Source organism: Gemmatimonas sp. (assembly GCF_044376735.1).
Taxonomy (GTDB): domain Bacteria; phylum Gemmatimonadota; class Gemmatimonadetes; order Gemmatimonadales; family Gemmatimonadaceae; genus Gemmatimonas.
The window spans coordinates 1-6,308 of sequence record NZ_JBILKJ010000149.1 but is presented as its reverse complement, the minus strand read 5'-3'; the positions used below and the strand labels follow the sequence as shown (position 1 = coordinate 6,308).

Below are 6,308 nucleotides of genomic sequence, written 5' to 3'. Positions count from 1 at the left end.
CTCACTCGAAGCCGCGTGCGCCAAGGTGTTCGCCAGCGAACTCGTATGGCGCACCGCCGACGAACTCGTGCAGCTGGCCGGCGGTCGTGGTTTCGTGAAGCCGTGGCCGTACGAGCGCTATCTGCGTGACGCGCGCATCAATCGCATTTTCGAAGGCGCCAACGAAGTCCTGCGCCTGTTCATCGGGCTCAATGGTATTCAGGGGCCGGCCGAGGAGCTGAAGGAGCTGGCGGGCGCGCTGAAGAACCCGATCCAGAACTGGGTGCTGGTGTCGAGTTACGCGGCAGATCGCGTGGCATCGGCGCTGGGCAGGAAGGACCGGTTCGATGTCACCATTCACCCGTCGCTGCGCCGGCACGCCGAGTTCGTGGAGAAGCACGTGGCCGCCCTCGCCGCCGCGACGCAGAAGATGGTCATGACGCACAAGCAGGCGATCCTGCACCGCCAGCTGGTGGTGGAGCGCTTGGCCGACATGGCGATCGAGCTGTACGCGCGGACGACCACGATCGCCCGGACGCAGCGCCTGATCGATGAGCATGGTGCCGAGGCATGCGCGCGGGAGATCGCACTCACCGATCTGTTCTGCATCCAGTCGGGCCGTCGCTTTCGGGCGATTCGGATGGAACTCGATGGCGACGCGGGCGAGGCGATCGACGATCTGCGTCGTGACATTGCGGCGCGCATCCGCGCAGAGCACGGCTACGGCTCGAGCGACGCGCTGATGGACGTGGCCGTGCCGCCGCTTCCCGCGTGGAGCCTGACCAAGGCCGAGCAGGAACGCGCGGTTACTCGTCGTTCTTCAGCAGACCCAGCTTGAGGGCGAACTTCACGTAGTCGCTGCGATGCGAGAGCCCGAGCTTCTCGCCGATCCGCTGCTTGTACGTGTCCACCGTTTTCGGAGAGATCGTGAGTTGCTCGCCGATCTCCGGCGCGGTGAATCCCTCGGCGACCATCTTGAGCACGGCCTGCTCGCGGTCGGTGAGCTTCTCGAAGCGGGTGCGCTCTTCCGCGTTGCCATCGCGCCGCGCCAACCCACGGGCGAGCGCACGGGCCGCGGTGGGCTGCACATAGACATCACCGGCCGCCACGGTGCGAACGGCGTCGACGAGTTCACGATCGGCCACCGATTTGAGCAGGTAGCCACCGGCACCCGCCTCAAGCAAGGCGACGAGATGTTCGTCTTCAGTGTGCATCGTGAGCACGAGCACACGGCGCGTCATCGGCTCACCCGGTGTGGGTGTCCGCAGTGCATTCGCCTTCTGGAGCTCACGCGTCGCGGTCAGTCCATCCATGTCGGGCATGGAGAGATCCATCACGATCACGTGCGGATCGACCCGCTCCGCGAGGGTGAGGGCATCTCTGCCGGTGCCGCCCTCACCGACGACGGTGATGTCCTTCGCGGTCGAGAGGACCGCTTTGAGTCCAGCGCGAACAATCTGGTGGTCATCCACCAACACCACGCGAATCAGGTCAGGGCGCATGCGTCAATTTGCGCCTGCCTGGACGACAACGCGAGGGCTACTCGCCACCCTCGCGGGTCTTGAAGACGCGAAACAGGTACACAAAGCTGGGCAAGAGCATCATCGTGCCCACCGCCAGCGCTCCAAGTGTCAACGCGAGCGTGATGCGCGGCGCCGCCAGTTCGGTGATGGTGCGATCGGGGGGCAGCATCCACGGATACTGCGTCCACGCCCATCCCCAGAGGATGAAGCTGGCCTGCGCGGCAGCGGCCAGACGCGCCACCTGGAAGTGGCGCGTGGCGAGCGCCCAAAACGCCGTCGTCGCCGCGACGGCAGTCACCGCGTGCATCAGCAGCGCGGTACGCCCCTGCGTGAGCCCCTGAAAGAGCAGTGGATCCCCGGCGCGGGCGATCGCCAGCGTCATCACGGCGAGGACCAGGAGGACCACCTGCGACTGTTGGGCTCGACGCCGAAACAGGTCGCGCATCCGGTCATCGGTGGCTTCGACGGTGAGATACGACGCCGCGAGAAAGGCGAACAGCACGAGCGTGAGCAGGCCGACCGCCCACGGGAATGGCGACCGCGCCCACGGGTCGACGAACCGTTCGACGAAGCTCACGGTGCGCAGCGAGGCGACGGACCGGATCGGCACGGCGCCGCTGGCGACGGTGCCGAGGCACACGCCGAGAATGACCGGCGTGAGCAGACTCGCGACCGAGAAGATCCGACCCCACCGGCGCTGTACGTGGTCGCGCTTGCTGTCGTACGTGCGGAAGGTGAACGCCGACCCCCGCAGCACGATGCCGACCAGCATCACCGTGATCGGGATGTGCAGCTCGGTCGCGAAGTGGGCGAAGGCCTTCGGGAAACAGGTGAACATCAGCACGACCACGAGGATCAGCCACACATGGTTGGCTTCCCAGATCGGGCCGATGGCGTCGGCAATCAGCGTACGCTGTGCGTCGCGATCCTTGCCGCGGGCGAAGAGATCCCAGACGCCGCCGCCGAAATCGGCGCCACCGAGCAACACGTAGGCATTGAGCGAGAGCACCATGGTGCCGGCCACCGCGTGCGGCAGCGTCCAGGTGAGATCCGTTGCGGCGGCGGATATCACGACGTTGGGAAACGCGCGACCGATCCGGGGGTCGGGATCGGCAGTTCACTGGTGAGTCCCATCGGGATGGCCGACACGCCCGTCTTGATGATCTGACGCCAGAGCAGGAAGACGACGGCGACCGCCAGGCCGACATACAGCGTGGAGAACAACACGAACGGCACCACCAGCCCGGGCATCGGGGTGACCGCGTCGGCGGTGCGCAGAATGCCCTGGACGATCCACGGCTGACGTCCGACTTCGGTGACCGTCCATCCCGCTTCGAGCGCGAGGAAGCCAAGCGGGCCGGCCAGCATGACGGCCGTGAGGAAGCGCCGGTCGTCGGGGAGAGCGAGGCCGCGTCCCCGCTTCCGGCACCACCACCGCCACGCCCCCCAGAGCGACAGCGCGGCCATGACCGAGCCGCAGCCGATCATGATCTGAAACGCGAGATGGACGATGGCGAGTGGCGGACGCTCGTCGGGTGGCACCGCGTCGATGCCCTGCACGACGGCGTTCGGATCGCCGTGCAGCAGGAACGACAGCGCGCCGGGAATCTCGATGGCCCCCGTGTGCTCGAGCGTTTGCGCATTGGGCCACCCGCCGATGACAAAGGCGGCCGGGCCCGTTTTGAGATGCCCTTCCATGGCCGCGAGCTTGACCGGCTGCCGCTCCGCCACGCTGCGGGCGCTCCAGTCGCCCGACAACGGCTGCACCAACGCGGCGGGGAGCCCCACCCACAGCGCGATCTGGAGCGCGGCGCGATGAAACGCACGATGCGGAGTGCCGCGACGGAGTGCGAAGGCATGAATGCCCGCCACGGCGAACCCGGTCGCCGCAAACGAGGCGAGCGTCATGTGCACGATCTGCGACGGGGCGGCGGCGTTGAACATGGCGGCGATCGGATCGACGTCGGTGACCTGCCCGTTCACCAGGCGAAAGCCCGCCGGCGCGTTCATCCAGGCATTGGCGCACACCACGAAGGCGCCGCTGAGCGCGCCACTGACCGCCACCACCACCCCCGCCGCGAAGTGCGCGCGCGGGGGAATGCGCTTCCAGGCATACAGGTAGATGCCGAGGAAGATGGCTTCGGTGAAGAAGGCGAAGCCCTCGAGCGAGAACGGCAGGCCGATCACCGCCCCGGCGTGCTCCATGAACGTGGGCCAGAGCAGACCGAGCTCGAAGGACAGCACGGTGCCCGACACAGCACCGACCGCGAAGAGGATCGCGGTGCCCTTGGCCCACCGCTTGGCCAGTTCGAGGTGCAGCGGGTCACGCGACGTGAGCCACCGCCACTCGGCGATGACCATGAGGGCGGGCATTCCGACCCCCACCACCGCGAAGATGATGTGGAAGGCCAACGACATGGCCATCTGCGAACGGGCAAAGAGCAGGTCAGACATCGTATTCGACGAATGTCCGAGGCTGCACCGCCGTTCCTCAGCGGCTGACGGCGGGGAGGATCGTGCCCACGCAGCGCCCGAAGCCGATCCGCACGGCCCCCTCGCGCTCGGCGAAGGCCGTGAGCTCCAGCTCGTCCCCGTCCTCCAGGAAACGGCGCGTCTCGCCGTTCGGGAGCGTGAGCGGCTCGGCGCCACGCCACGTGAGCTCCAGCAGACAGCCGCGGGAGTCCTTGGACGGACCGGAGATCGTGCCGCTGCCCAGCAGGTCGCCGGGGCGGAGGTTGCATCCGCTGCTGGCGTGATGGACGAGCAGCTGCGCCATCGACCAGTAGAGATCGGTGGCGTGCCCCTGCGTGAGTCGCACCGCGGGCTCACCGGCCTCGCGCATGCGCGCCGTGCGCAGCCACACCTCCACGGTGATCCCGAAGCCACCGCGCGCGCGGTCGTCCTGGCTGGTGAGATACGGCAGCGGTTCCGGATCGCCCGAGGCGCGCGGCGCCAAGGGCAGGCGGAATGGCTCGAGCGCCTCGAGGGTAACCACCCACGGACTGATCGTACTGGCGAAATTCTTGGCGAGGAACGGCCCCAGCGGCTGGTATTCCCACGCCTGAATGTCGCGCGCCGACCAGTCGTTCAGCAGACACAGCCCGAACAGGTGGTCGTTGGCCTGCTCCATGGGAATCGACTCGCCCAGTGCGTTGCCGGTGCCGACGAACGCAGCGAGTTCGAGCTCATAATCCAGTGACTGCGACGGGCCGACCGATGGCACGTCGTCGTTGGGACCTTTGCGCTGCCCCATGGGGCGGCGCACCGGCGTTCCCGACACGACGACGCTGGACGCGCGCCCGTGATAGCCGATGGGCACCCACTTGTAGTTGGGCAGCAGCGGGTTGTCGGGGCGGAACATCGACCCGACGTTGGTGGCGTGGTGCACCGACGCATAGAAGTCGGTGTAGTCGCCGATCTGGGCCGGCAGGAACAGCTCGGCATCGGCCTGCAGCACCAACGCATGTTCGGCGATCTGCCGGCGATGCACGGCCGCCGTATCGGCGAGCAGCGCGGAGATCGCGTTGCGCAGCGCGCGGCGGGCCGGTGCGCCCCGCGACATCAGCTCGTTAAGGGTCGGCACGGCGCAGGCCGTCGCCGCGTGGCGCGCGGCGCTGTCCTCGTCGAACAGGCCGGCAGCAAGACAGGCGGCCACGTCGAGGATGGACGCTCCAATGGCCACGCCCACGCGCGGCGCTTCGCGGGTACCTGCCCGACGGAACACCCCGAACGGCAGATTCTGAATCGGGAAATCCGCACCGCGCAGGTTGGCGGTCGGCACCCAGGAGCGCAGCGCCGGGTCGTTGGTTGGATCGATCGACATGCGGGGAGTCTAGCGTGTGGGGCGGAGCGCCGCTCGCGATGGCGGGCGCGTGAGCTCAGAACCAGCCGAGGGCGCGCGATTCGTCGACCGGCTCGGTGAAGGAGCAGGATCCGACGCTCACCAACCCATGCGCGCGCATCTGCTGCAGCGCGGTGCGCGGGAAGGTGAGTGTGCGGACGGGCCCGTGCCACGCGACGTGCAGATCGCTGAACTCAATGCGCCCGGCGTCGGCTTCGTCGAGCAACTGGACGGCCTCGGCATCACTGCCGCCGCTCTCGAGATGCGCGACCGCAAGCGCCACATTGAGGAAACCGTACATGCGACCGGTGGCCGCGTCAGGGGCATACGTGAGGCGATAGGCACCGCGCAGCGGATGATGCAAGCCGGCGGTGGCCTTCGCCGTGACACCGTGCGCGATGCACGCCCTGAAGAACTGCACGACCGACTCGGGTGATGGCATCATGTCGGCGGTCGTGCCACCCATGCGCACCTTGGCACAGCGTTCGACGTGCGCGATCGCGGCGACATACGCGTCGACGTCCCCATCGAGCGGGATCTCGATGAACGTGCGCAGGTCGCGCGGCGTCGCGTCGGCGATGCGCGCAATGTCGCCAACCGATGAGGCCTTGATCTCGTACGTGTCGACCTTGGCGCCACACTCCTCGAAGCAGACGCGGTGCCGCTCGTTGAAGGCGGCGATCTCCGCGAGATCGCCGGCGAGATCGGGGCTGGCGGTTACGGCGAGGTACCATGGAATCGCGCCGGCGTCGCGCGGCAAGAGCGGATCGGCGGTTTCGGAGAACAGTGCGAGCGACGGCGCCGGACAGATGAAACGCCCGAGGATCCAGCCGAATCCAGCCGCTCGGTAATGCGCATAGTTGCGCACCGCGTTGGGCATGGCGAGCGAGGCCGGCGCATAGAGTCCGGCGTAATCGACGAGCCCCTCCATCAGAATACGGGAGGCGCGATCGGTGAGCGGCGGA

General features: G+C 67.7%; 6 protein-coding genes. 1 reads left to right on the top strand and 5 read right to left on the bottom strand.

From position 1 onward, the window contains the following. A partial coding sequence (locus ACIRA7_RS14020; RefSeq protein WP_396221469.1) for an acyl-CoA dehydrogenase family protein occupies positions 1 to 817 on the top strand: 817 nt, incomplete at its 5' end. Here ACIRA7_RS14020 and ACIRA7_RS14015 read toward each other — a convergent pair. The 5 genes from ACIRA7_RS14015 to ACIRA7_RS13995 all read right to left on the bottom strand — a co-directional run. Further along, entirely contained in the window at positions 786 to 1,481 is a 696-nt protein-coding gene (locus ACIRA7_RS14015; RefSeq protein WP_396221468.1) for a response regulator, read from the bottom strand. The genes ACIRA7_RS14020 and ACIRA7_RS14015 overlap by 32 nt on opposite strands. A 37-nt stretch (positions 1,482 to 1,518) precedes the next feature. Further along, on the bottom strand, positions 1,519 to 2,574 hold the full coding sequence (locus tag ACIRA7_RS14010; protein WP_396221467.1) for a cytochrome d ubiquinol oxidase subunit II: 1,056 nt from the start codon (positions 2,572 to 2,574) through the stop codon (positions 1,519 to 1,521). Then, positions 2,571 to 3,956, bottom strand: coding sequence for a cytochrome ubiquinol oxidase subunit I (locus ACIRA7_RS14005; protein WP_396221466.1), 1,386 nt, complete (start codon positions 3,954 to 3,956; stop codon positions 2,571 to 2,573). Before ACIRA7_RS14005 ends, ACIRA7_RS14010 begins: the two co-directional genes overlap by 4 nt. A gap of 37 nt (positions 3,957 to 3,993) precedes the next feature. Next, the gene (gene fahA / locus ACIRA7_RS14000; protein ID WP_396221465.1) at positions 3,994 to 5,325 is read right to left on the bottom strand and encodes a fumarylacetoacetase; all 1,332 of its coding nucleotides are present in this window, start codon (positions 5,323 to 5,325) and stop codon (positions 3,994 to 3,996) included. A gap of 55 nt (positions 5,326 to 5,380) precedes the next feature. Continuing rightward, the coding region (locus ACIRA7_RS13995) for a hypothetical protein (RefSeq protein WP_396221464.1) at positions 5,381 to 6,308 on the bottom strand (928 nt) is incomplete at its 5' end.

What these genes read in the sequence shown, in the direction of transcription:
- ACIRA7_RS14015 (WP_396221468.1), bottom strand. Translation starts at nt 1,481, where the DNA reads ATGCGCCCTGACCTGATTCGCGTGGTGTTGGTGGATGACCACCAGATT.
- ACIRA7_RS14005 (WP_396221466.1), bottom strand. Translation starts at nt 3,956, where the DNA reads ATGTCTGACCTGCTCTTTGCCCGTTCGCAGATGGCCATGTCGTTGGCC.
- fahA (WP_396221465.1), bottom strand. Translation starts at nt 5,325, where the DNA reads ATGTCGATCGATCCAACCAACGACCCGGCGCTGCGCTCCTGGGTGCCG.